This window comes from Chromobacterium sp. Rain0013 (assembly GCF_015291765.1).
Taxonomy (GTDB): Bacteria; Pseudomonadota; Gammaproteobacteria; order Burkholderiales; family Chromobacteriaceae; genus Chromobacterium; species Chromobacterium haemolyticum.
The window spans coordinates 4,714,825-4,736,622 of sequence record NZ_CP031514.1 but is presented as its reverse complement, the minus strand read 5'-3'; the positions used below and the strand labels follow the sequence as shown (position 1 = coordinate 4,736,622).

Genomic DNA, 21,798 nt, shown 5'->3' with positions numbered 1-21,798 from the left:
CTTGCCGGGCGGTTTTGTTTTGTCCGGCGTTTCTTGCAAGCTGGCGCGGGAACGGATGCATATGCTGGGCGGCATCAACGATTCGACTCATCACCTTTATCAGGATGCACCCATGCGACTCCCATTTCTCCCGGTTTCCCATCAGACACTGGATATCTTGATCCCGCGCTATCTGAACGCGCCCCAGGCGAAGGAGGCCAGCGCGCTGGCCAAAGTATTAAAGGCTTGCTCCAACCAGGCCGTGGAGCGCGGCAGCTACGCGGACTTGGGCGCTTTGCGCGATGCCATCGCCGCGGAGATCAAACCGCTGCCGGCCAGCTTCGGGCATAAAGACTTAAGATTGAACGCGGAGTTGCAGCTTGCGCTCAAGGGCGTGGACAAGCGAATCGCCAGCGAACAAGCGCATTACCGTCAGCAGGCGAGCTATGCTCAGCATGGCTATGCGGCCGATCTGGACTCTTCGCGCCGCTTGTTGGGGGCCCGGGCGAACGCTTAAGTTTGCGTTAAGCCGGCGCTGTTTTAATGGCACCGTCAACCAACACTTAAGGAGCCACAACATGAAAACCATCACCGTTCTGCTCACTGCCGCCGCCTTGTCCCTGCCGTTCGCCGCTCAGGCGGAATTCGCCGGCCCCGGCGTGCCGGCCGCGGTCACTACCGTAGCCGCCGCGCAGAAAGCCGCCGACGACACTCCGGTTACCCTGGAAGGCAAGATCGTGCGCCAGATCGACCACAAGCGTTATGAATTTCGCGACGCCACCGGTTCGATGACGGTGAAGATAAGCCAGAAACGCCTGCCGGCGAAAAAGTTCGACCAGAACAGCAAGCTGCGCATCGTCGGCGAAGTGGACAAGGAACTGACTTCGACCAAGGTGGACGCCAAGCTGGTGGAAGTTTTGCCGTAAGCCGCTTTCCCCTGGCCAATGCGACGGGCCCGGCGCTGCATGAGCAGGCCGGGCCCGTGTTGTTATTGGGGGCTTACTGTGACGGGCCTTCGTCCTTCAACTGCTCCTCGTGCTCCAATTCTTGTTGCGCCTCCAGTGCCTGTTCCTCGGCTTCGCGCAGCAAGTGGTTGATCCTTTCGAAGTCGAACAGATCCTGGGTGTTGCGCAGCCGCTCGGCGTAATGAATGATGTTGCTGCCGTCGGCCAGCAGCAGAGCGGGCGCGGTGTAGCCGCTAAGCGGATATTCGCGGATCAACACCCCGTAATGTTTGTGGAAATCGCGGCCGCGCAGCGTGGACAGCAGGGTAACGTGGGGCAAGCCGTGCTCGCGCCGGGCGCGGGCCAGAGAGGACGGCGAATCCACCGTGATCACCACCAGGCTGATTTGCGGCCAGCGCTCCAGAAAGCGCCGCGTCTCCTGCAGCAGATATTGGCCGCCATGCTCGTATTCATCCAGCGAGAGCAAGGTCAGAATCAGCTTGGGCACGCCGCCCAAGCCTTCCAGCGACACGTCCTGCTTGCCGTCGCCCACCAGCATGAAGCTGGGTAGATAAGCGCCCACTTCAGGGAAGTCCCCCTCCACCGGCAACAACTCATCGCCGTATTGCAACATGAAGTCGCTCATTCTCGTCTCCCTATGCCCATTCTTCTATCGTGGACCACATGACGGCAAAATCAAGCCGCCGTTTTGCTATGAGCATAAAAAAAGCCCGCGTGGACGCAGGCTGTAAGGGCTGGGAAAACAAAAGTTCAGGATTGGGCGGCTTTCGCGGTGGCCAGCTGAGCGGGCAGCGGCGAGTCGGCCGGCTCCTCCGGCAGAACCGGCTCGCCCGCCAGCACGCGGCGCATGCGTTCTTCGTCCAGCGCCTTCTCCCAGCGCGCCACCACGATGGTGGCCACGCCGTTGCCTATCAAATTGGTGATGGCGCGGGCTTCGGACATGAAGCGGTCTATGCCGATCAGCAGCGCCAGGCCGGACACCGGCAGCTTGCCGCCCAGCGTGGCCAGCGTGGCGGCCAGGGTGATGAAGCCGCCGCCGGTCACCGCCGCCGCGCCCTTGGAGGTCAGCAGCAGCACGCCCAGCAGGCCCAGCTCCTCCGCCAGCGTCAGGTCCACATTGGTGGCCTGGGCGATGAAGATGGCGGCCATGGTCAGATAGATGGAGGTGCCGTCCAGATTGAAGGAGTAGCCGGTGGGAATCACCATGCCCACCACCGGTTTGGAGCAGCCCAGGTTCTCCAGCTTCTTCATGATGCCCGGCAGCGCGGATTCCGACGAAGACGTGCCCAGCACCAGCAGCAGTTCTTCCTTGATGTAGACCAGGAAGCGCCACAGGCTGAAGCCGTTGAGTTTGGCGATGGTGCCCAGCACAACGAAGACGAAGGCGAAACAGGTGAGGTAGACACAGAGCATCAGGAAGCCCAACTGCTTGAGCGAACCCACGCCGTACTTGCCGATGGTGAAGGCCATCGCGCCGAAGGCGCCGATGGGGGCCAGCTTCATCAGCATATTGATCACGCCGAACAGAGCGTGGGAAAACTCGTCCAGGATGTGGACGATGGTCTTGCCGTTGTCGCCCATCTTGGTCAGCGCCAGGCCCAGCAGCACCGAGAAGGTCAGCACCTGCAGGATTTCGCCATTGGCGAACGCGCCCACCACCGTATCCGGGATGATGTGCATCAGGAAATCAATGCTGCTCATTTCCTTGGCGTTGGCCGCGTACTTGGCCACCGAGTGCGCGTCCAGCGTGCTGGGGTCCACATTGAGGCCGGCGCCGGGCTTGAGCACATTCACCACCACCAGGCCGATCACTAGCGCCAGTGTGGTGACGGCTTCAAAGTAGAACAGCGCTTTCACGCCCACGCGGCCCACTTCCTTCATGTCGCCCATCTTGGCGATGCCCACCACCACGGTGGCGAAGATGATGGGGGCGATCATCATCTTGATCAGTTTGATGAAGGCGTCGCCCAGCGGCTTCATCTTCGCGCCCAGGTCGGGAACGAAGGCGCCGAGCATCACGCCGAGGAAAATGGCCAGCAGCACCTGGAAATAGAGGCGCTGGTAAAGAGGGGTTTTGGTTCGCATCGCGGTCCCTGTAGCGTTGTCTGACTCCGGCGCGGGGGGCCGAAGTTGTTATGCAATCAAAAGCGGGCTCTTGATGGCCCATGACTGCGGATGCTAGCAAGAGGAGGGGCGGCGACGAATTGCCGATATCCCTATGCGGGATATCCCCAACACGAACCAAATCACGCCTGCGCGTTGGCATGGCCGCGTCGTTTTGGCGGAGGCAAGGCTCCATCCAAGCCGTCAGCTTCTATGCTTGGAAGACGCATCGTTAGAATCCAGCGGGAGGCTTGTCGCCATGAGGCACGCATTTGTCTACCTAGCCCTGTTGTTGGGCGCGCTCTCTGCCTGCGTCATGGCGGAATCGGCCTCGCCTCGCCTCCGCCTGCTGACCGAGGACTACCCGCCGTTCAATATCGCGCTGGAGGAGGGCAAGATCGGCGGCTTGTCCACCGACATCCTGCGCGAACTGTTCCAGCGCGCCGGCATTCCGTACAGCATGGAACTGCTGCCCTGGCTGCGCGCCTACGCCATCGCACAGCAGGAGAGCAATAGCTGCGTTTACTCGACCTCGCGCACGGCGAGCCGGGAGGGGCAGTTCAAATGGGTGGGGCCGCTGGTCAGCAATTCCTGGAGCCTGTTCGCCGGCCCCCACAGCCCCACGGGGGTGGCCACGCTGGAGGACGCGCGCGGCTACACCATAGGCAGCTACAAAGGTTCGGGCACGTCGCAGTATCTGGCCGATCTGGGCTTCAAACTGGAGCTGGCGAGAGCGGACGATTTGAATGCCAAGAAGCTGGTGGCCGGCCATATCGATTTCTGGGCCAGCGGTGAGTTCAGCGGCGCTTACATCGCCGCCGCCAACCGGCTGCCCATCCGTCTGCTGTTCAGCTTCAACACGGTGCAGATGTACCTCGCCTGCAACCTGGGGGTGGATGAGCGCATCGTGCAGAAACTCAACAAGACGCTGCTCAGTATGCAGCGCGACGGCGTGGTCGACGCGCTGCGCAAGCATTATCGCTAGGCTGACCTATATGGGCGCTAAGCTCAGTGGAATTGTTTGATATAGGACGCCACGCCGCCCAATAGCATCTCAATCGAGATCGCGGTCAGCACCAAGCCCATCAACCGCTCCAGCGCGGTGATCGCCTGCTCGCCCAGCAGCTTTTGCAGCTTGCCGGAAAACAGGAACACCAGCAGCGTCACCAGCATGCAGATGGTCAAGGCGCCCAGCCATTCCAGCATCCGCTCCGGCTCGCGGGTGGACATCAGCAGCACGGTGGCCATCGCCGAGGGGCCGGCGATCAACGGCACGGCGATCGGCACGATGAAGGGCTCGCCGTGCATCTTGTCGCCGCCGAACACGCTGCCCTCGCCGGGGAAGATCATCTTGATGGCGATCAGGAACAGAATCACGCCGCCGGCCACCCGCATCGAATCATCGGTCAGATGCATCAAGTCCAGAAAATTGCGGCCAAAGAACATGAAGGCGGACAGCACCAGGAAGGCGATCAGGCATTCGCGGTAGACCACGCGGCGGCGGCGTTCCGGCTTGACCTGCTTGAGCGCGGCGATGAACAGCGGAATATTGCCCAGCGGATCGGTGATCAGGATCAGCAGGACGGTGGCGGACAGAAAAGAGGTTTGCATGGTGTGTGCTTGCAGCGTTGAGTGGTATCAATGGCGCGCAGGCCCTGGGCGTAAGGCTCTGGATTTTTAAGCGCGCGTCCGGGCGGGATTATCTCATGGCGATGCCGAATGGGTTAGTGCGGATTGCGACGGTTTTATTCGTTTGGCCTGCCGGCTCGTCTGCCCGCCAGGCGCGGCTGGCGGGCGTTGGCGGGCTTAGCTCAGTTCCTGCAACGCTTCATAAGCCTGTTGCAAGCGCCGGGCAAAGGATTCGAGCAGACAATATACCTGCTCGCGCTCCAGATGCTCGATCTCGGTCTGGTCCAGCAGCGTCAGCAACTCGGCCAGCGCGTTGCGGATCGGACCTAGCTTCAGCGAGGCGGCGTGACAGATGTCGTGGATGGATTGGCTGCAGTGCGTCAGCCGTTTTAGCTCAGGTTCGAGGATGCGCAGTGCGTTTTGTTGCAGGCTCTGCGCGTGCGGCTGCTGGATCAGGCGGTCTAGTTCAATGAGGCTGGGGAAGGGATTCATGGCTGCGCCTCCGGAACCGAGGCGCGGGCCGGGGCGGCTCGGGGGATCGCTGAAAGTTTAAACGAATCGGCGGAGGCGGCGATTGAGGAGCGGGTTGAGGCCATGAGCCTCAAAACGGCCTGAAGACCGCACTTTATATTCTGGAGCAATACATCATAAAAACGGCGAGCCATGGCTCGCCGTTTTGTTGTCCGCGTGCTGTGTTATTCCGCGGCGTGATCGTCCTGCTCGATGGTCTCGGCCTGCTCGCCCGGTTTTTCCTTGCGGGCGCTGCCTTCCACCATATTGATGACGAACAGCCGGCATTGCAGCGAGCCGTTGTACAACGGGGTGCGGCGCTTGGGCGACAGGTGGATCAGCTTGGCCAGACGCAGGTCGCCGCTGAACAGGTTGGCGTGCCAGCCGGCGAAGTGTGCCTTCAGCCAGTCGCCCAGTTGCGGATACCATTCAGCCAGCTGGTCCAGTTCGTCCATGCGCACGCCGTAGGGCGGGTTGGCCACCAGGATGCCGTTTTCGCCGTTGGGGCGAGCGTCCAGCACATCCATCGCTTTCAGTTCCACCAGGCCGGAGAGGCCGGCGCGCTCCAGGTTGTCCTTGGCGACGTTGATGATGGCCTGGTCGCGGTCGGAGCCGTTGATCGTCAGCTTGGTCAGCGGCTTTTCGGCGTGTTGAGCGTCCAGCAGCAGTTTTTCCCAACTGGCGGAATCGAAGCCGCGCAGTTTCTGGAAGGCGAATTTGCGTTGGCGGCCCGGCGCGCGGTTCAGCGCGATGTCGGCGGCTTCCACCAGGAAGGTGCCGCTGCCGCACATCGGGTCCAGCAGCGGCTGGCTGCCGTTGTAGCCGGTCAGCATCAGGATGCCGGCGGCCAGGTTTTCACGCAGCGGCGCGTCGCCGGTTTCCTGGCGCCAGCCGCGCTTGAACAGCGGCTCGCCGCTGGTGTCCAGGTAGATGGTGGCGCTGTCTTCAGTCAGGAAAACATGGATGCGCACGTCCGGGTGACGGGTGTCGACATTGGGCCGGCCCAGCTGCGCCTGGCGGAAGCGGTCGCAGATCGCGTCCTTCACCTTCAGCGAGATGAAATCCAGGCTCTTGAAGTGGCAGCGGATGGCGTCGGTCTTCAGCTTGATGCTGTTGGACACGTCGAACCAGCGCGGCCAGTCCACGTTCATCGCCAGGCGGTAGATGTCCTGCTCGTTGCGGTAGCCGCCTTGGGCCAGTTGCAGCAGCACGCGGCTGGCGGTGCGGCTGTGCAGGTTGGCCGCCATCAGCAGATCGCGGTCGCCGGCGAAAGCCACGCCGCCGTCGGCGGTGGCGATGTCGCGCGCGCCCAGGCCGCGCAGTTCGTCGGCCAGGATGGCTTCCAGGCCGCGCGGGCAGGGGGCGAACAGGGACAGCACGCTGTCGCGCACCTGGGTCAGGCTAGGCGCTTGGCGTTCGGAAGGCGCATGGCGCGGTGCTTCGGCGTAGCGGTGTTCGCCGCGGGTTTCCACGCGGTGTTGGTCGCCCAGCGGCTTCAGGCGGCCGGCGCCGGGTTTACCGAACTGTTGGCGAGTTTCGCCTTCGCGACGCTCGTGGCGCGGGCGTTCTTCTTGCTGCCAGCTTTGGCGCGGGGCGCGTTCGGCGTCGTCGCGGCGGTCGTCGTTGTCGCGATAGGACGGTTTGCTGAACAGCTTGCGCGGGCCGCCTTCGCTGCGTTCGGCCGGCTCGCTTTGCCGCCGGTCCTGACGCGGCGCTTGTTCGCTGTCGTCGCGGCGGAAGCGGTTGTCGCGTTCGGCGGATTTGCCGAACAGCTTGCGCGGGCCGTCCTCGCCGCGTTCAGCGGGTTCGTTTTGCTGCCACGGCTTGCGGGGCGCTTGTTCGGCGTCGTCTCGGCGGAAACGGTTGTCGCGGTCGCCGTGTTGGCGCTCTTGCCACGGCTTGCGCGGGGCGTCGTCGCGGCGGTCGCTATGCTGGCGCTCTTGCCACGGTTTGCGCGGGGCATCGTCGCGGCTCTCGCCGTGTTGACGTTCCTGCCATGGCTTGCGTGGTGTTTGCTCGGCGTCGTCACGGCGGAAGTGGTTGTCGCGGTTGGCAGATTTGCCGAACAGCTTGCGCGGACCATCTTCGCGCTGCTCGCTGTGCTGGCGTTCCTGCCACGGCTTGCGCGGGGATTGTTCTGAGTCGTCGCGGCGGAAGCGCTGCTCTCGGTCGGCGGACGGGTTGAACGGCTTGCGCGGCTGATCCACATGGCGCTCGCCGTCGCGCTGTTGCCAGCGCGGCTTGCCTTGCGGCGCGCCTTGTTCGCCGTCCCGCTCCAGATGCAGCGGTTTGCGGCCGGACGGGCCGCGGTCGCGGCTGTAAGGCTTGCGTTCTTGTTCCACGTCCGCGGCGGCGTTCAGCGGTTTGCGGCCGGATGGGCCGCGGTCGCGGCTGTAATCGCGCGGTTCGCGGTCTTCGCGGTGATGGAAGGGCTTTTTGGGGCCGCTGCCTTGCGGGCGTTCTTCGCCGTCACGGGCGAAGCTGCGCGGTTGCCAGTTGTTGCCGCGCTCTTTATTGAAGCGGTCCTGCTTGAAATTATCTTGGCCTTCGTTGCGTTCAAAGCGCTGCTGGCCTTGCGGGCGGCGTTCGTTGCCATACGGCTTGTCGCGCCCGGCTTGTTGGTCGCGTCCTTGGTAGGGGCCGCGCTTGCCGCCGTCTCGCGGGGCTTGTCCCTGTCCTGCGCCGCGGTCCTGCCAGTTTGGCTTGGCATTGCCTGGGCGCGGGCCGGAATAGGGCGCGCGCGGCGAGGCGTCCGCCGAAGGCGCTTTCTTCTGGATCACGGGGCTTTTGCCGGCCGGGCTGTCTCCGCCTGCCGGCGAACTGGCCTCATTGTCGCGGCTATTGAAATCGCGGCGCATATTGGCACGCTGGCGGGAACGGAAACTGGACATGGAACTTCCTTGAGTAAGCAGACTTTTAAGCAATTCTTTGATTTTAACTTATTTGTCCGGAGGCTGCTTGGTGACTGCAAGGGTTTCCGCTACCATATCCGGTTCGATTCAAGATGATAAATGATGTTGCACAGCTCATTCGCCGCGCGGCTGACCGCCTGGCAAAAAATGCATGGACGCCATGATTTGCCATGGCAAGTCAGCGACCCGTACCGGATTTGGCTGTCCGAGATCATGCTGCAGCAGACCCAGGTCAAAAGCGTGCTGGAATATTACCCGCGCTTTCTCGCCCGCTTTCCGGACGTGGCGGCTTTGGCCGCCGCGCCGCAGGAGGATGTGCTGACACTGTGGAGCGGCCTGGGCTATTACAGCCGGGCGCGCAATCTGCATAAGGCGGCGCAGATGGTGATGGCCGAGTTTGGCGGCCGCTTCCCGACCGAGCGCTTGCAACTGGAGCGCCTGCCCGGGGTGGGGCGTTCCACCGCGGCGGCGATTGCTTCTTTTGCTTTCGGCCGGCGGGAAACCATTCTGGACGGCAACGTCAAGCGCGTGCTGACCCGCTGTTTCGGCGTTGCCGGTTTCCCCGGCGAGAAGGCGGTGGAGCAGCGTTTGTGGTGCTTGGCCGAAACATTGTTGCCGCAGGATGAGGCGCTGATGAGCGCCTACACTCAAGGTTTGATGGACTTGGGCGCCACGGTGTGCAGCCGCGGCAAGCCGGCTTGTACCGTCTGTCCGATGGTGGACGGCTGCGTGGCGGCGCGCGAGGGGCGCACCGGAGAGCTGCCGACGCCGCGGCCCAAAAAGGCGGTGCCCACGCGCCATACGGTGATGCTGCTGGCCACGCACGAGGACAAGGTGTGGCTGCAGCGGCGGCCGCCTTCCGGCATTTGGGGCGGACTGTTGTCGTTGCCGGAGTTCGAGACCTCGACGCAGGCCGAGGACTGGCTGCAGCGCGCGGGGCAGGGCGACGCGTTGCCGGCCTGGCCGGAGTTGGAACATGTATTCACGCATTATCGTTTGATCATTACGCCGTTGCCGGCGCGCCTGGATGGCTTGAACGGCGGCGCGGCGATGGAAGACAACGGCCAGTGGCTGCCGTTGGCGGAAGCGCCGGACGCCGGTGTGCCCGCGCCGGTGCGCCGGTTGTTGTTGCGCTTGGCCGAGTAGCCGGGCGCTGTCGAAACACGATTTGATTGAGTTACTGGGTTGATATGGTTTCCGTAGTTCGTTCGATGGCTGACACCCTGGCAGACGCGGCTAATCCGCAGCGCTGGCTGGAGGGCTTGTCTTCTTCGCTGAGCGGCGAAGAGCAGGCGATGATCACCCGCGCCTTTGACGAGGCGCGCGCCCTGTACTGCGGCAAGACCATGGCCCAGACCGGCGAGGATTTGTTCAACCACGCGGTGGCCGCGGCCGCTATCGTGGCGGATCTGAATCTGTTGCCGGACGCCATCGTCGCCACCTTGATGTTCGCCGCTTCGGATTACCGCGATGACTGGCAGGCCTGGCTCTCCGAAACCTTCAATCCGACGGTGGCGGTGTTGGTGGAGGGGGTCAACGGCGTGCGCCGCATCACCGAGCTGGCGCGCATAGACAAGCTCTCCACGCCGGAGGAGCGCGCGCGTCAGGCGGAAACCATGCGCAAGATGCTTCTGGCCATGGTGGCGGACATCCGCGTGGTGCTGATCAAGCTGGCCTGGCGCACCCAGACCATGCACTACCTGGCGGAAGTGGCCGATGAGACGGTGCGCCGCCGCATCGCCACGGAAACGCTGGACCTGTTCGCGCCCTTGGCCAACCGCCTGGGGGTGTGGCAGATCAAGTGGGAGCTGGAAGACCTGGGCTTCCGTCATACCGAGCCGGACAGCTATAAGCGCATCGCCAAACTATTGGACGAGCGCCGGCTGGAGCGCATCGATTATATCGACCGGCTGCTGGACACCTTGCGCACGGAACTGAAGAACGCCGGCGTGAAGGCGGAGGTGGCCGGCCGGCCCAAGCACATCTTCTCCATCTGGAAAAAGATGAAGAAGAAAAAGCTGGATTTCTGCGAGCTTTACGACATCCGCGCGGTGCGTATTCTGGTGGAGCGGCTGCCGGACTGCTACACGGCGCTGGGCATTATTCACGGGACCTGGCAGCCGATTCCCGGCGAGTTCGACGACTACATCTCCCACCCCAAGGCCAATAATTACCGCAGCTTGCACACCGCGGTGATCGGTCCGGAGGACAAGGCGGTGGAGGTGCAGATCCGCACTTTCGAAATGCACGAGCACGCCGAGTTCGGCGTGGCCGCGCACTGGCGCTATAAGGAGGGCGGCAAGGGCGACGCCGCCTACGAGGAGAAAATCTCCTGGCTGCGCCAATTGCTGGACTGGCGCGAGGAGATGTCTGACCGCGAAGGTCTGGCCGAGGCGTTCAAGACCGAGCTGTTCGCCGACACCATCTATGTGTTGACGCCGCAAGGCCGGGTGATAGCCTTGCCCTTTGGCGCCACCCCCATCGACTTCGCCTATTCGGTGCACACCAATCTGGGTCACCGTTGCCGCGGGGCCAAGGTGGAGGGGCAGATCGTGCCCCTGTCCACGCCGCTGCAAAACGGCCAGCGGGTGGAAATTCTCACGGCCAAGGAGGGCGGGCCCTCGGTGAACTGGCTGCACGACGGCTGGGTGAAGAGCCATCGCGCCATTTCCAAGATCCGCCAGCACATCCGCCTGCTCAACGCGGACACCGTGCGCGAAACCGGCAAGATGCTGTTTGAGCGCGAGCTGGCACGCCACAGCCATATGCAACCCAATCTGGGCGCGCTGGCGGAGAAGCTGGGCTACGACAAACTGGAAGAAGTGTACGGCGCGCTGGGCCACGGCGAGCTGACCACGCGCGTGGTGTCCAACGCCATCGTCAGCTTCGCGCCTCCACCGCCGACGGACGTGGCGCCGGAAAGCCTGGTCAAGGCCAGTAAAGGCGGTCACGACGCCGGCGGCGTGCTGATCGAGGGCGTGGACAATCTGATGACGGTGCTGGCCAAGTGCTGCAAGCCGGCGCCGCCTGACGGGGTGATGGGCTTTGTCACCAAGGGGCGCGGCATTTCCATTCACCGTACCAATTGCCTGACTCTGAAGAAGCTGTCGGTGGCCGCGCCGGAGCGGCTGATCGCCGCGGAATGGGGCGATCAGCGCAGCAGCGTGTTCCCCATCGACATTGAAATCATCGCAATGGACCGCCCCGGCCTGCTGCGCGACCTGTCGGATGTGCTGTCGCGAGAGAAGTTGAACCTGATCGGCGTCAACACCCTGTCGCGCGACACCCGCGCCCGCATGCGCTTTACCGTGGAGGTGCGCCAGGTGCAGGACATCAGCCGGGTGTTGTCGCGGATGATGGAGTTGAGCGGGGTGCAGGAGGCGCGGCGTTTGTAAGAACCTGTTTACGATCGGCTGCGCGTCGGCGATACGGCGTTGAAACCAAGCTCAAAATGCTCATGTACCACTTGACCATTCCGCTGTTTCGCCCGTTTTCGCCTTGTCTCGCCTTAGCTCGCGAGATTGTAAACACGTTCTAAGGCGCGGCCGAGTTTGCGTTGGCACAAGTTCCCTGACGCTGTGCATTGCTTTGACTTGAAGAAATTTTCATAATGGTTTTTTTGCGCCGCCGCCAACCGGCGGCGCTGAAGCTTTGGAACGGCTGGCGAGTGCGTCTGGCCGTTTCTCATTGAAAGGTTTGTTAGCCCATGTCCGAACTGATCGCCGCGGCGCGCCGCGCTCTGTCCCTGATGGACCTCACCACGCTGAACGACGACGACACTCACGACAAAGTCGCCGCGCTGTGCCGCAAGGCCAAGAGCGAAGCCGGAACCGTGGCCGCGGTTTGCGTGTATCCGCGCTTCGTGCCCATTGCCAAGAAGACCCTGCGCGAGGCCGGCTGCCCCGAGGTGAAAGTAGCCACCGTCACCAACTTCCCGGCCGGCGACGACGATATCGCCATTGCGGTGGCGGAAACCCGCGCCGCGATCGCCTACGGCGCGGACGAGGTCGACGTGGTGTTCCCGTACCGGGCGCTGATGGCCGGCAACCGCGAGGTGGGGGCGCAACTGGTGGCGGCCTGCAAGGACGCTTGCGACGGCAAGACCTTGAAAGTCATCATCGAAAGCGGCGAGCTCAAGGATGAGGCGTTGATCCGCGAGGCCAGCCTGATTTCCATCCAGGCCGGCGCCGATTTCATCAAGACCTCCACCGGCAAGGTGCCGGTGAACGCCACGCTGGAAGCGGCCGGCGTGATGTTGTCCGCCATCCGCGAAACCGGCGGCGCTTGCGGCTTCAAGGCGGCCGGCGGCGTGCGCACCGCGGCCGAGGCGGTGGAATATCTGGACCTGGCCGAGCATCTGCTGGGCGCGGAATGGGTGAGCGCGGAGCGCTTCCGTTTCGGCGCCTCCGGCCTGTTGGGCAATTTGCAGGCGGAAATTCAAGGGGGCGAGATCAAGCCGATCAGCGGCTACTGATCGCTCGCCGTTTCATCGCCGCTGACAACCCCCCCCCTGATGCCGCGTTGCGCCGACTTATCGGCGCGCCTTGCCTCAGGTGCTCTACGCGGTTTTGTCAGTGGCTCTTGGAACGTGTTTACGATCTCGCGAGCAAGAGCGAGACAAGGTGAAAACGGCTGAGAAAGCGGAATGGTCAAGTGGTGCATGAGCATTTCGAAGGGGTGCTCACCGTGTAACGCCCCACTACGCGCAGCAGATCGTAAACAGGTTCTTAAATCCTTGGCCGTGGCGTTGGGGCCCGGCCATTATTTATTGCTTGCGGCGCGCTGCGCCGCGGCAGGCGCAAGGCAGGGAGAATGCCATGTTTTTGCCTCAGGAAATCATTCGCAAGAAACGCGACGGCCAGGCGTTGTCGCAACAGGATATCCAACAGTTCGTCGCCGGCATCACCGACGGCAGCGTGGCCGATAGTCAAATCTCCGCGCTGACCATGGCGGTGTACTTCAACGGCATGGCCCTGGAAGAAAACGTGCATATGGCGTTGGCGATGCGCGACTCCGGCCGCCGCATGCAGTGGAGCGACCTTAATCTGCCCGGCCCTGTGGTGGACAAGCACTCCACCGGCGGCGTCGGCGACGTGGTGTCGCTGATGCTGGGGCCGATGGTGGCCGCCTGCGGCGGCTTCGTGCCCATGATTTCCGGCCGCGGCCTGGGCCATACCGGCGGCACGCTGGACAAGCTGTCGGCGATTCCCGGCTACAATCCTTTCCCCAGCCCGGACGAGTTCCGCCGCGTGGTCAAGGAAGTGGGCGTGGCCATCATCGGCCAGACTTCGGACCTGGCACCGGCCGACCGCCGCGTTTACGCGGTGCGCGACGTGACTGCGACGGTGGAGTCGGTGGCGATGATCACCGCGTCGATTCTGTCCAAAAAACTGGCCGCCGGCCTGGACGCCCTGGTGATGGACGTGAAGGCCGGCACTGGCGCTTTCATGCCGACGATGGAGAAATCCGTGGAACTGGCGGAGCGCATCGTCAAGGTGGGCAACGGCGCCGGCGTGGCCACCAGCGCGCTGATCACCGAAATGAGCCAGCCGCTGGCCTGGACCGCCGGCAATAGCATAGAAACCCGCGAGGCGGTGCGCTACCTGAAGGGCGACGAGCGCAATCCGAGGCTGCATGAAGTCACCATGGCGCTGTGCGCCGAGATGCTGGTGGTGGGGAAATTGGCCAAGGACGAGGCCGAGGCGCGCGACAAGCTGCAGACCGCGCTGGATTCCGGCCGCGCCGCCGAGATCTTCGGCCGCATGGTGGCCGCGCTGGGCGGCCCGGCCGACTTCATGGAGAACTATGATTCCCATATGGCGCCGGCTCCCATCGTGCGCCCGGTGCTGGCCGAGCGCGCCGGCTTCGTCGGCGGCATGGACACCCGAGGCATCGGCATGGCGGTGTGCGCGCTGGGCGGCGGGCGCCGCCTGCCCAGCGACGAGCTGGATTTCCGAGTCGGCCTGTCCCGCTTTGTCGAGCTGGGGCAGCGCATCGACGCCGGCGCGCCGCTGGCTTATATTCACGCGGCAGACGAAAACAGCTTCGCCGACGCGGAGCGCCGCCTCAAGGCGGCGATCCAACTGGCGGACGCGGCACCTTCCGCGTTGCCGTTGGTCTATCAGAAGATTCGCCAGCAGTAATCCCGGAGCGGCAATATGAAACGAGCCATCATTCTCATTCTGGATTCGCTGGGCATCGGCGCCGCCGCCGACGCCCCGCAGTTCGGAGACGCCGGCAGCAACACGCTGGGCCACATCGCCATGGAGGCGGCCGCCGGCCGCGCCAACATCGGCCGCAACGGCGCGCTGACCCTGCCCAATCTATCCCGCATGGGCCTTGGGCACGCCTGCCGCTTGTCCTCCGGCTATTTCCCGGAGGGCATGGACCCGGCGGAGCCCGTGGCGGCCTACGGCTACGCGCGCGAGCTGTCCAGCGGCAAGGACACGCCCTCTGGCCACTGGGAAATCGCCGGCGTGCCGGTATTGTTCGACTGGGGCTATTTCAGCGACCACGACAACAGCTTCCCGCAAGAACTGCTGGACGCCATCGTCGCCAAGGCGGAACTGCCCGGCTATCTGGGCAACTGTCACGCCTCCGGTACCGAGATTCTGGACCGGCTCGGCGAGGAGCATATGAAGAGCGGCAAGCCCATCTTCTACACCTCGGCGGATTCGGTGTTTCAGATCGCCTGTCATGAAGAAACCTTCGGCCTGGAGCGTTTGTACCAGCTGTGCAAGATCACCCGCGAACTGCTGGAGCCGTACAATATCGGCCGCGTCATCGCCCGTCCCTTCGTCGGCGAAGGCAAAGGCCAGTTTGTGCGCACCGGCAATCGCAAGGACTTGGCGGTGGAGCCGCCGGCGGCTACGGTGCTGGAAAAACTGGCCAAGGCCGGCGGCGACGTGGTGTCCATCGGCAAGATCGCCGACATCTACGCCCATGTCGGCATTACCCACAAGCACAAGGCCACCGGCTTTGACCAATTGTGGGACGCCACCCTGGGCGCGATGCGCGATCACCGTGAGCGGCCGGCCATCATCATGGCCAACTTCGTCGACTTCGACTCCAGTTACGGCCACCGCCGCGACACCGCCGGCTACGCCCGCGCGCTGGAGGAGTTCGACGCGCGTCTGCCTGAGGTGATGGCGGCGCTTGGCGACGACGATATTCTGATCTTGTCCGCGGACCATGGCTGCGATCCCACCTGGGAGGGCACGGACCATACCCGCGAACATATCCCGGTGCTGTGCTACGGCAAGAACGTGCCGGCCGGCTCCCTGGGCGAACGCGCGACCTTTGCCGACATCGGCCAGACCGTGGCGGCTCACCTGGGCCTGAGCCCCATGGATTACGGCCAGTCCTTCCTGTGAGACGCGGCTGAATGCAATACGCCTCGGCGTTGACGCGCCGGGGCTCTTTTGAATTTGGAGACTAAAGACGATGGCGACCCCACATATCAACGCCCAACCGGGCGATTTTGCCGAAACCGTGCTGATGCCGGGCGACCCGCTGCGCGCGAAGATGATCGCGGAAACCTTTCTGGAAGACGCCAAGCTGGTGACCACGGTGCGCAATGTGTTCGGCTACACCGGCACCTACCAGGGCAAACGCCTGTCGGTGATGGCTCACGGCATGGGTATTCCGTCCGCCAGCATCTACACCACCGAGCTGATCAAGGACTACGGCGTCAAGAACATCATCCGCATCGGCTCTTGCGGCGCGGTGACGCCTGACATCAAATTGCGCGAGCTCTTCGTCGCCATGGGCGCGTCTACCGACAGCAAGGTCAACCGCATGCGCTTTAACGACCACGACTACGCCGCCATCGCCGATTACGGCCTGCTGCGCGCCGTGGTGGACACCGCGGCGGAGCAGGGCAAGCCGGTGACGGTGGGCAATGTGTTCTCCGCCGATCTGTTCTACGGCGTGCAGCCCAATATGCTGGAAGTGCTGGACAAAATGCAGGTCAAGGTCATCGAAATGGAGCTGGCCGGCATCTACAGCGTGGCCGCGCAATACGGCGCGCGCGCGGTGGGCATTCTGACGGTGTCCGACATTATCCCCACCGGCGAGGCCACCAGCGCCGAAGAGCGTCAAACCACCTTCCGCGACATGATGGAAGTGGCTCTGGCCGCGGCGATCAAGCTGTAAGCGTTTGCCGATTGTCTGACAGCGCAACGGGGCCTTTAGGCCCCGTTTTGGCGTCTGGAAGGGCAAAAATCGAGATAAGAGACAAGGCCGCTCCCAGTTTGCCTTGCAGTGCGGTGGTGATTTTGTCATTGATTTAATAGTGGTTTTTGTGTTTGTGACGTAAAAAGCCACGTTTTATAGTGCGATGCACAAAAAGCCTTGCAATGAAGCAAGTCTCTGCAGATAATGAAACCTGCATCAGGACGTGGCATGCAAAGTGTGCGTTTTGGTGTTGTCTCCTCCATCCTCCTTCTTTAGGTGGAACTTGGCGCAACAAAGCTAGATGTTGCGCTTTTTTTTTGCCCCGCCTCCGCCAAACCCTTCATTCCAACCGCATTTTTCCCTCCGCGGGAGCATCGCCGCCCGGTAGCCGGATTTCTGTTGTCTCACAAGGGTTTGACAGCTGGATCGGGGCTGTAATAGAATCCGTAACTTTCAAGAATTACGATGGAAGAGTTCCATGAAGACCTTTTCTGCCAAGCCGCATGAGGTTAAACGCGACTGGTTTGTGGTCGATGCCAACGACAAGGTTTTGGGCCGCCTCGCTGCTGAGATCGCCCGTCGCCTGCGTGGCAAACACAAGCCGGAATACACCCCGCACGTAGATACCGGCGATTTCATCGTCGTGGTCAACGTCGAGAAGCTGCGCGTTACCGGTGCCAAGGCACAAGACAAGAAGTACTACCGTCACTCCGGCTACCCGGGTGGTATCTACGAGCGCAGCTTCACCGAACTGCAAGACAAGTTCCCGGAACGCGTTCTGGAAAAAGCCGTAAAAGGCATGCTGCCGAAGGGTCCGCTGGGCTACGCCATGATCAAGAAACTCAAGGTGTACTCCGGTTCCGAGCATCCGCACACTGCTCAACAGCCGAAAGTGCTGGAAATCTGATTTTAAGGCGTAGAAATGAACGGTAAATACTACTACGGCACCGGCCGTCGCAAGAGCTCCGTAGCTCGCGTGTTCATGCAAAAGGGCTCGGGCCAGATCATCGTCAACGGCAAGCCGGTTGATGAATATTTCGCTCGTGAAACCGGTCGCATGGTAATCCGCCAGCCGCTGGCGCTGACCGAAAACCTCGAATCCTTCGACATCAAGGTGAATGTTGTCGGCGGCGGCGAAACCGGCCAAGCCGGCGCGATCCGTCACGGCATCACCCGCGCGCTGATCGACTTCGACACCGCGTTGAAGCCGGCTCTGTCCGCTGCTGGTTACGTGACCCGCGACGCTCGTGAAGTTGAGCGTAAAAAAGTCGGCCTGCGCAAAGCTCGCCGCGCCAAGCAGTTCTCCAAGCGTTAATTCGCCGAATTCTGTTTTCAAGAAAACCGCCTGCGTTTGCCAGGCGGTTTTTTCTTTGCCTGTCGTTTTCCCGCTTCTCCCCTTTCATATTGCAAGGCAGCATCGCAGTGCCTACACTGTCGTTTTTGCGACGCTGTTTTATATAAAGGAATGGGCATGATCAAGGTGGGAATCGTCGGGGGCACCGGTTACACGGGTGTCGAATTGCTGCGCTTGCTGGCAGGCCATCCGTCGGCGCGCGTGACCGCGGTCACCTCGCGCAAGGAGGCCGGCATGAAGGTGGCCGACTTGTTTCCCAGCTTGCGAGGTCGCATCGATCTGGCGTTTTCCACTCCCGACGAAGCCCGGCTGCAGGACTGCGATGTGGTGTTTTTCGCCACACCCAACGGTATTGCGATGAACGAGGCGCGCGAACTGCTGGCCGCCGGCGTGCGGGTGGTGGACCTGGCCGCCGATTATCGGATCCAGGATGTCGCCGAGTGGGAAAAATGGTACGGCATGAGCCACGGCTCGCCGGATCTGGTGGCCGAAGCGGTGTACGGGCTGCCGGAAATCAACCGCGAGGCCATACGCGGCGCGCGGCTGGTGGCGAATCCAGGCTGCTATCCGACCGCGGTACAGCTGGGCTTCCTGCCCTTGATCGAAGCCGGCGCGGTGGAGCTGTCCAGCCTGATCGCCGACTGCAAGTCCGGCGTGTCCGGCGCCGGGCGCAAGGCGGAAGTGGGCGCTTTGCTGGCCGAGGCCGGAGACTCTTTCAAGGCTTACGGCGTGGCAGGTCACCGCCATCTGCCTGAAATCCGTCAGGGCCTGGGCCGTGCGGCTGCTCAGCCTGTGGGGCTAACCTTTGTGCCGCACCTGACGCCGATGATACGTGGCATCCACGCCACGCTGTACGCGCGGTTGAAGGCCGACGTTGATGTGCAGGCGCTCTTCGAGCGCCGCTACGAGGGCGAAGCCTTTGTCGACGTGCTGCCGGCCGGCAGCCATCCGGAGACGCGCTCGGTGCGAGGCGCCAATGTGTGCCGCATCGCCGCGCACAGGCCGCAGGGCGGCGACACCGTGGTGGTGTTGTCGGTGATAGACAATCTGGTCAAGGGCGCGGCGGGCCAGGCGGTACAGAACATGAACTTGATGTTTGGGCTGCCGGAACAGGCTGGGTTGGACATCGTTCCCTTGCTGCCATGAGACACCCGCGCATGCGCGGAAAGAACTAGTTCGCTTGAAGACTCGCCATCGGCCCCAATATCCGACTAAAATAGTGGGTGAATGCCGCTCTGCCGGCTTGAGAAGGGGTTTGAGAAACCGCAGCGCGCGCAGCCAGGCCGCTGTGGACTGTTGGCGGGTTTCTCGAGGCCCCGGAACTGAATTGCGAGGTTTGACATGACTAATGCTGCAACTGAAATGCCGTCCCCGATCAACTTCAGCCAAAGCGCTTGTTCCAAGGTGCAGGAGCTGATCGCCGAGGAAGGCAATCCCGATCTGAAACTGCGCGTCTTCGTGACCGGCGGCGGCTGCTCCGGCTTCCAGTACGGTTTCACATTTGACGAAATCGCAAATGAAGACGATACCGCTATAGAGAGACAAGGCGTGACCTTCCTGGTGGATCCGATGAGCTACCAGTATCTGGTCGGCGCTGAAATCGATTACCAGGAAAGCCTGGAAGGCTCCCAGTTCGTGATCCGCAATCCGAACGCTACCACCACCTGCGGTTGTGGTTCGTCGTTCTCGGTGTGATCCGGACGCGGTAGAATACAGGCTCGGGCTATTGCCCGGGCCTTTTTTATGGGGACAACAAAATGAATAAGCTGCCACCCGTCGTCTTGCCGAAGATCGAATTCACGCGTGAATTCGCGTTTAGCGATGCCGACTTCGAGCGCATTCGCAAACTGATCTACAAGGAAGCGGGCATTTCGTTGAACCCGTCGAAGAAAGACATGGTTTACGGCCGCCTGGTGCGTCGCATCCGCGAGCTGAAGCTTCCCGGCTTCGCCGCCTACGTCGATTTTCTGGAGTCAATCAGCGGCAAGCGCGAGTTTGAACAGTTCGTCAACGCGCTGACCACCAATCTGACTTTCTTCTTCCGCGAAGAACATCATTTCCCGCTGCTGGCCGAGCATCTGAAGAAGAAAGCGGCGGCAGGCGGAGAACTGGCGATCTGGTGCGCGGCGTCGTCCACCGGGGAAGAGCCGTACTCGCTGGCGATCACCGCCTTGGAGGCGGTGCCGGGCGCGCGCATCAGCGTGCTGGCCACCGACCTGGACACCAGCGTGCTGGAAACCGGGCGCAAGGGCATTTACGCCGCCGACAAAGTGGCGCGCCTGCCGCCCGGTTACGCCGCGAAGTACTTCGACAAGCAGCCGGACGGCAGCTTCCAGGCCAAGGCCCAGCTGCGCAATATGATCACCTTTCAGCGTTTGAACCTTGTGGAGAGCAACTGGTCGGTTAAACGTCAGTTCGATGCCATTTTCTGCCGCAACGTCATGATTTACTTCGATCGCGACACCCAGTTCGGCGTGCTAAAGCGCTTTGCGCCGCTTTTGAAGCCGGACGGCCTGCTGTTCGTTGGTCATTCCGAGAATTTCTATTTCGCGTCGGATTATTTTCATCTGCGCGGCAAGACGGTTTACGAGCACGCGAAGAAGCCGTAAGAACCTGCTTCAAAGTCTTGCGAGCAAGGGCGAGACAAGGCGAAAACGGCTGGGAAAGCGGAATGTGCAAGCGGCGCATGAGCATTCGAAGCCGGTTTCAACGCGGAATCGCCGACGCGTAGCAGACCATGAGCAGGTTCTAACAGCGGATTGCGGCTGGCAAGGCTAATGGGCAAGCGGGTCTTGCCCATTGGCTTTTGTGGAGAGTCGATGAGAGTAGTTGTCCTGGGCGCCGGCGTCATCGGCGTGTCCACCGCCTGGTTTTTGGCGGAGAGGGGCCACCAAGTGGTGGTGGTAGACCGCGCCAGCGGCGCGGCGAGAGAAACCAGTTTCGCCAATGGCGGCCAGATTTCGGTCAGTCAGTCCGAGCCTTGGGCTAATCCACGCGCGCCTTGGCGGGTATTGAGTTGGCTGTTGCGCGACGACGCGCCGCTGTTGTTCCGGCCCCGGCTGGATGCGAGGCAATGGCGCTGGGGGTTGGATTTCCTGCGTGAATGCATGCCGGGGCGCAGCGAGCGCAATATGCGCCAGATGGTGGCGCTTGGCCTGTACAGCCGCGATACGCTGCGCGGCTTGCGCCGGGAACTGGGCATCGATTACCAGCAGTTGCAGCGTGGCATTCTGACTTTGCTGTTTTCGCCGGCGGAACTGGCGCAGGCCCGGAACATCTGCGAACGGATGCGCGCGCTGGGTGTGGAAAAAAGCCTGCTGACGCCTCTGCAGGCGTTGGAGCGGGAGCCGGCCTTGGCGCGCATTCAGCCCGAGCTGAGCGGCGCGTGCTGGAGCCCGGACGACGAGTCCGGCAACGTGCATCTCTTCACCGTCGCTCTGGCCCAGGCCTGTGCGCTGCGTGGCGTGGAGTTCCGCTTTCAGACGCGGATCAATGCGCTGGAGTGCGCCGACGGCGCGGTGAGCGGAGTGTCCGTTACCGCCGCTGACGGCGCTTACGGGCGGATTGAGGCAGACGCCTATGTTTTGGCGCTGGGTTCTTATTCGCCATTGCTGGCGGCGCAGGCCGGTTTGCGCCTGCCGGTGTACCCGGCCAAGGGCTATTCCGCCACTCTGCCGATTCTGGATGCGGCCGCCGCGCCGTTGACCAGCATTACAGACGAGGCCCACAAGGTGGTGGTGTCGCGGCTGGGCGACGAATTGCGCATCGCCGGCACTGCTGAGCTGTCCGGCTATTCCACCCACCTTGAGCCGCGGCGTTGCGATTTGTTGCTGCAGCGCGGCCGCGCCTTGTTCGGCGACGCTTGTGATTGGGAGCGCGCCCGTTTCTGGAGCGGCCTGCGGCCGGCCACGCCGGGCAATGTGCCGCTGATCGGCCCCAGCCGCTTGAGGCGTTTGTATCTGAATACCGGCCACGGCACCTTGGGTTGGACCGAAGGCGCAGGCTCCGGGCGCGCGCTGGCCGAGATCATCAGCGGCGAAACGCCAGCGTTGGATTTTGAGTTTTGCCGTGCTTGAGCGATAGGCTCAACTGAAGCGAGTCGATGCCCGACGCATGGTAAAATCGCGCCGATTCGGATTCCCATCGTCCGCCGCCGGCGGGCTAAGCCATT

20 protein-coding genes are annotated in these 21,798 nt (G+C 62.7%); 15 read left to right on the top strand and 5 right to left on the bottom strand.

The annotated features are described in order from the left end of the window. The first annotated feature begins 112 nt into the window (after positions 1 to 112). Positions 113 to 496: a hypothetical protein gene (locus tag DXT74_RS21670; protein WP_194426972.1), complete on the top strand. Its 384-nt coding sequence runs from the start codon at positions 113 to 115 to the stop codon at positions 494 to 496. Between the two features lie 61 nt (positions 497 to 557). Continuing rightward, positions 558 to 905, top strand: coding sequence for a NirD/YgiW/YdeI family stress tolerance protein (locus DXT74_RS21665; RefSeq protein ID WP_019100345.1), 348 nt, complete (start codon positions 558 to 560; stop codon positions 903 to 905). Between the two features lie 73 nt (positions 906 to 978). Here the strand turns inward: DXT74_RS21665 and DXT74_RS21660 are convergent, their stop codons facing one another. Together DXT74_RS21660 and DXT74_RS21655 are read right to left on the bottom strand one after the other, a co-directional pair. Next, positions 979 to 1,569, bottom strand: a complete 591-nt coding sequence (locus DXT74_RS21660; RefSeq protein ID WP_081554377.1) for a thiol peroxidase — start codon at positions 1,567 to 1,569, stop codon at positions 979 to 981. A 125-nt stretch (positions 1,570 to 1,694) separates the two neighbouring features. Beyond that, entirely contained in the window at positions 1,695 to 3,029 is a 1,335-nt protein-coding gene (locus DXT74_RS21655) for a dicarboxylate/amino acid:cation symporter (protein ID WP_194426971.1), read from the bottom strand. 277 nt (positions 3,030 to 3,306) lie between these two features. Between DXT74_RS21655 and DXT74_RS21650 the strand changes: the two genes are divergently transcribed. Continuing rightward, a complete protein-coding gene (locus DXT74_RS21650) occupies positions 3,307 to 4,032 on the top strand; it encodes an ABC transporter substrate-binding protein (protein ID WP_194426970.1) in 726 nt (241 codons plus the stop codon). A gap of 23 nt (positions 4,033 to 4,055) precedes the next feature. On the opposite strand, the gene DXT74_RS21645 is transcribed toward DXT74_RS21650, so the two are convergent. From DXT74_RS21645 to DXT74_RS23270, 3 genes are all read right to left on the bottom strand, one after another. Continuing rightward, entirely contained in the window at positions 4,056 to 4,658 is a 603-nt protein-coding gene (locus DXT74_RS21645; RefSeq protein WP_019100349.1) for a MarC family protein, read from the bottom strand. Between the two features lie 195 nt (positions 4,659 to 4,853). Continuing rightward, positions 4,854 to 5,168, bottom strand: a complete 315-nt coding sequence (locus tag DXT74_RS21640) for a DUF1484 family protein (protein WP_194426969.1) — start codon at positions 5,166 to 5,168, stop codon at positions 4,854 to 4,856. 203 nt (positions 5,169 to 5,371) lie between these two features. Further along, entirely contained in the window at positions 5,372 to 8,077 is a 2,706-nt protein-coding gene (locus DXT74_RS23270) for a THUMP domain-containing protein (RefSeq protein ID WP_194426968.1), read from the bottom strand. Between the two features lie 126 nt (positions 8,078 to 8,203). Here DXT74_RS23270 and mutY point away from each other — a divergent pair, with 126 nt between their 5' ends. The 12 genes from mutY to DXT74_RS21575 all read left to right on the top strand — a co-directional run bounded on the left by mutY (position 8,204) and on the right by DXT74_RS21575 (position 21,703). Beyond that, on the top strand, positions 8,204 to 9,244 hold the full coding sequence (mutY, locus tag DXT74_RS21630) for an A/G-specific adenine glycosylase (protein ID WP_196783925.1): 1,041 nt from the start codon (positions 8,204 to 8,206) through the stop codon (positions 9,242 to 9,244). Between the two features lie 44 nt (positions 9,245 to 9,288). After that, the gene (locus DXT74_RS21625) at positions 9,289 to 11,493 is read left to right on the top strand and encodes a bifunctional (p)ppGpp synthetase/guanosine-3',5'-bis(diphosphate) 3'-pyrophosphohydrolase (RefSeq protein WP_043592768.1); all 2,205 of its coding nucleotides are present in this window, start codon (positions 9,289 to 9,291) and stop codon (positions 11,491 to 11,493) included. A 311-nt stretch (positions 11,494 to 11,804) separates the two neighbouring features. Further along, a complete protein-coding gene (gene deoC, locus DXT74_RS21620) occupies positions 11,805 to 12,572 on the top strand; it encodes a deoxyribose-phosphate aldolase (protein ID WP_043632209.1) in 768 nt (255 codons plus the stop codon). A gap of 343 nt (positions 12,573 to 12,915) precedes the next feature. Beyond that, positions 12,916 to 14,241: a thymidine phosphorylase gene (deoA, locus tag DXT74_RS21615; protein ID WP_043632212.1), complete on the top strand. Its 1,326-nt coding sequence runs from the start codon at positions 12,916 to 12,918 to the stop codon at positions 14,239 to 14,241. A gap of 15 nt (positions 14,242 to 14,256) precedes the next feature. Continuing rightward, the gene (locus tag DXT74_RS21610; protein ID WP_043632215.1) at positions 14,257 to 15,471 is read left to right on the top strand and encodes a phosphopentomutase; all 1,215 of its coding nucleotides are present in this window, start codon (positions 14,257 to 14,259) and stop codon (positions 15,469 to 15,471) included. A 70-nt stretch (positions 15,472 to 15,541) separates the two neighbouring features. Continuing rightward, positions 15,542 to 16,252, top strand: a complete 711-nt coding sequence (gene deoD / locus DXT74_RS21605) for a purine-nucleoside phosphorylase (RefSeq protein ID WP_043632219.1) — start codon at positions 15,542 to 15,544, stop codon at positions 16,250 to 16,252. A 499-nt stretch (positions 16,253 to 16,751) separates the two neighbouring features. Next, positions 16,752 to 17,180, top strand: coding sequence for a 50S ribosomal protein L13 (rplM, locus tag DXT74_RS21600; protein WP_019102901.1), 429 nt, complete (start codon positions 16,752 to 16,754; stop codon positions 17,178 to 17,180). A gap of 15 nt (positions 17,181 to 17,195) precedes the next feature. After that, positions 17,196 to 17,588 (top strand): 30S ribosomal protein S9, encoded by a 393-nt coding sequence (rpsI, locus tag DXT74_RS21595; protein WP_019102900.1) that lies wholly within the window; start codon positions 17,196 to 17,198, stop codon positions 17,586 to 17,588. A gap of 156 nt (positions 17,589 to 17,744) precedes the next feature. Continuing rightward, entirely contained in the window at positions 17,745 to 18,773 is a 1,029-nt protein-coding gene (gene argC, locus DXT74_RS21590; protein ID WP_081554372.1) for an N-acetyl-gamma-glutamyl-phosphate reductase, read from the top strand. Between the two features lie 216 nt (positions 18,774 to 18,989). After that, entirely contained in the window at positions 18,990 to 19,322 is a 333-nt protein-coding gene (erpA, locus tag DXT74_RS21585; RefSeq protein ID WP_019102898.1) for an iron-sulfur cluster insertion protein ErpA, read from the top strand. A gap of 62 nt (positions 19,323 to 19,384) precedes the next feature. Beyond that, positions 19,385 to 20,236, top strand: a complete 852-nt coding sequence (locus DXT74_RS21580; RefSeq protein WP_043632226.1) for a CheR family methyltransferase — start codon at positions 19,385 to 19,387, stop codon at positions 20,234 to 20,236. Between the two features lie 210 nt (positions 20,237 to 20,446). Then, the gene (locus DXT74_RS21575; RefSeq protein WP_194426966.1) at positions 20,447 to 21,703 is read left to right on the top strand and encodes a D-amino acid dehydrogenase; all 1,257 of its coding nucleotides are present in this window, start codon (positions 20,447 to 20,449) and stop codon (positions 21,701 to 21,703) included. The last annotated feature ends 95 nt before the right edge of the window (positions 21,704 to 21,798 follow it).

Excerpts from the sequence above, each read along its gene's own strand:
- deoD (WP_043632219.1), top strand. The coding sequence starts at position 15,542 with ATGGCGACCCCACATATCAACGCCCAACCGGGCGATTTTGCCGAAACC.
- argC (WP_081554372.1), top strand. The coding sequence starts at position 17,745 with ATGATCAAGGTGGGAATCGTCGGGGGCACCGGTTACACGGGTGTCGAA.
- deoC (WP_043632209.1), top strand. The coding sequence starts at position 11,805 with ATGTCCGAACTGATCGCCGCGGCGCGCCGCGCTCTGTCCCTGATGGAC.
- DXT74_RS21670 (WP_194426972.1), top strand. The coding sequence starts at position 113 with ATGCGACTCCCATTTCTCCCGGTTTCCCATCAGACACTGGATATCTTG.
- DXT74_RS23270 (WP_194426968.1), bottom strand. The coding sequence starts at position 8,077 with ATGTCCAGTTTCCGTTCCCGCCAGCGTGCCAATATGCGCCGCGATTTC.
- DXT74_RS21610 (WP_043632215.1), top strand. The coding sequence starts at position 14,257 with ATGAAACGAGCCATCATTCTCATTCTGGATTCGCTGGGCATCGGCGCC.
- DXT74_RS21665 (WP_019100345.1), top strand. The coding sequence starts at position 558 with ATGAAAACCATCACCGTTCTGCTCACTGCCGCCGCCTTGTCCCTGCCG.
- DXT74_RS21640 (WP_194426969.1), bottom strand. The coding sequence starts at position 5,168 with ATGAATCCCTTCCCCAGCCTCATTGAACTAGACCGCCTGATCCAGCAG.
- DXT74_RS21575 (WP_194426966.1), top strand. The coding sequence starts at position 20,447 with ATGAGAGTAGTTGTCCTGGGCGCCGGCGTCATCGGCGTGTCCACCGCC.
- rplM (WP_019102901.1), top strand. The coding sequence starts at position 16,752 with ATGAAGACCTTTTCTGCCAAGCCGCATGAGGTTAAACGCGACTGGTTT.
- DXT74_RS21580 (WP_043632226.1), top strand. The coding sequence starts at position 19,385 with ATGAATAAGCTGCCACCCGTCGTCTTGCCGAAGATCGAATTCACGCGT.
- DXT74_RS21650 (WP_194426970.1), top strand. The coding sequence starts at position 3,307 with ATGAGGCACGCATTTGTCTACCTAGCCCTGTTGTTGGGCGCGCTCTCT.
- deoA (WP_043632212.1), top strand. The coding sequence starts at position 12,916 with ATGTTTTTGCCTCAGGAAATCATTCGCAAGAAACGCGACGGCCAGGCG.
- rpsI (WP_019102900.1), top strand. The coding sequence starts at position 17,196 with ATGAACGGTAAATACTACTACGGCACCGGCCGTCGCAAGAGCTCCGTA.
- DXT74_RS21660 (WP_081554377.1), bottom strand. The coding sequence starts at position 1,569 with ATGAGCGACTTCATGTTGCAATACGGCGATGAGTTGTTGCCGGTGGAG.
- erpA (WP_019102898.1), top strand. The coding sequence starts at position 18,990 with ATGCCGTCCCCGATCAACTTCAGCCAAAGCGCTTGTTCCAAGGTGCAG.
- DXT74_RS21625 (WP_043592768.1), top strand. The coding sequence starts at position 9,289 with ATGGTTTCCGTAGTTCGTTCGATGGCTGACACCCTGGCAGACGCGGCT.
- DXT74_RS21645 (WP_019100349.1), bottom strand. The coding sequence starts at position 4,658 with ATGCAAACCTCTTTTCTGTCCGCCACCGTCCTGCTGATCCTGATCACC.
- DXT74_RS21655 (WP_194426971.1), bottom strand. The coding sequence starts at position 3,029 with ATGCGAACCAAAACCCCTCTTTACCAGCGCCTCTATTTCCAGGTGCTG.